2 protein-coding genes and 1 pseudogene are annotated in these 1,809 nt (G+C 53.4%); all 3 read right to left on the reverse strand.

All coding sequences use genetic code 11. From position 1 onward, the window contains the following. The coding region (locus ACFMO7_RS20885; protein ID WP_376797419.1) for a hypothetical protein at positions 1-415 on the reverse strand (415 nt) is incomplete at its 3' end. Positions 416-701: 286 nt separating this feature from the next. After that, positions 702-941: an Imm32 family immunity protein gene (locus ACFMO7_RS20890; RefSeq protein WP_376797420.1), complete on the reverse strand. Its 240-nt coding sequence runs from the start codon at positions 939-941 to the stop codon at positions 702-704. Between the two features lie 122 nt (positions 942-1,063). Then, positions 1,064-1,809, reverse strand: a pseudogene (locus ACFMO7_RS20895) (hypothetical protein); the annotation flags it as partial.

A 1,809-nucleotide genomic window follows, 5' to 3' on the forward strand; every position in this document is an offset into this window, starting at 1 on the left:
GATAAAGGCGAATCGTTCGCCCATGCTCATTCAGCACCTTCACCCAACGTGTATAGCTGCCAGGCACCCGCCCGGGCACATTAACACTGAATTCTGTAAATCTACCGATCTGCCTAACAGAGTGCCCGTAACCAGTCTTAAGTCCAGCAAAGAATTTCTCCCCTTTAGCAAGAACTTTCAACTTCCCGGGGCCAGGAAGGATGAAACCCGCTGCATAACCAGCCCGGCTACCAGCTCTATAAGAAAGAGGCGGTTCAAGTTGCAGAAGAAGCGCCTGCTCTCCTGAGACCCAGTAGTTACTGCCGACTTGAAGCACTTTGGCAGTAAAGGGGCCAGTAACGTGCTCCGTCCCAAAGCCCCACGGATCAGACATCGTGATGCACACTTTCATGCCGACGAGTTCAGCTACTGCCATTCTGTTTTACCCCCTTAGTATCGCCAGACTCTATGCACTCTCGCTGGTATTCTCCCTGTCGCCGTGCGCTGCATACCACCACCTGCATCCCGAAAGCAGGGTCTATTCGGCTGGGAGAAGAAAATACTCCCCTCGGCACTTCAAGTTGCACCCGAATTTCGGGCGTTTGTGGCAAAGCCAGACGTTACCTCGCACGTAAAGCACTGTGGTTTACAGCATCGTTGACGTAGTGCGTTGTGGTTTACAGCATCGTTGACGTAGTGCGTTCCTTCTCGCCCACCTCTGACTAACCCCGTTTCGGTAGAAGAATGATATTCAATTGGTGGATCAACTCATTGTCAGCGTCACCCTGTTTCTCCTCCGTCAGTTCATTACCTGCCCAAGATGGCGTCATCAGATGGTCGTGGTCGCCTTTACTTTCTTGCGCTCTTAATCTGCGGAGGGAATCAATCAAAAGGCGGCGCCCTTCTTCATCCATGTAAATCTCAACGAAACCTTTAGCATTGTATTCAACGGTTAGTATCACGACGCTCTCCTTTACATTGGGAATTTACGTTTCGTGAGAGGTCCCCTGTAGCTTCGCAAACGATTTACATCTACCTGTGGGGGTTCGCCAAATCTGTTTGCCGGATCAATGTGGTACGAGCGTCACGTTCTTGGATTGACATAGCCTCCAAGCCCGCTAGCAGGGTCAGGACCTCGTGGATCGAATCCTTTGCTTCTGAACATCTCGTCGATCTCTTGTGTGGTTCTTCCTCGGAATGGGTTAAAGCTTCTTCCAGTAGCGCTGGCCCCCTCTTCCGCAGCTTCCCTTGCGAGCAGCCTCGCGCCGCCTCTTGCCAACAATCTACCGCCAGCAGTGACGGCAGCTTTGACCAAGAAGATATCCGAGACGGCCATCGCCGTGTAGAAGATGCCCCAGCCCCAACGCCCGCTGCGAAATGCATCACGAGCATCCCAGATTGGACCGATGATTGGAATGGCTCCAGCTAACCCAGCGCCACAATATGGATACTTGTTGCCATTCCGACAGATGTTTGTGTAAATTCTAACGACTTCTTCATCAGCATCGTCCTGCCATCTACTGCTGAATCCAACTCCTCCACCCTGCGGATTCCACGGCGGCGTCCCCGGCATGCCTAGCCCCGGCGGCAGCCCCACCCCTACATACCCCAGATACTTCGCCGCCACTGGCAACGCCTTGACCAACAACCATGCCCCAACCTTCCATAACACCGACCCAACCGGCGCTACCACGATCAACGTCGTCGCCACAGCCGCCGCCACCAACAACCCTACTGCTGCCCATTTCAATGCCTTGCCAATCCAGCCGAACAGCTTCTTGAAGAACAGCCCATCTGGATCAACCGCATTGATAGGATCATTCGCGCAGT

Source organism: Thermogemmatispora sp. (genome assembly GCF_042408735.1).
GTDB lineage: Bacteria > Chloroflexota > Ktedonobacteria > Ktedonobacterales > Ktedonobacteraceae > Thermogemmatispora.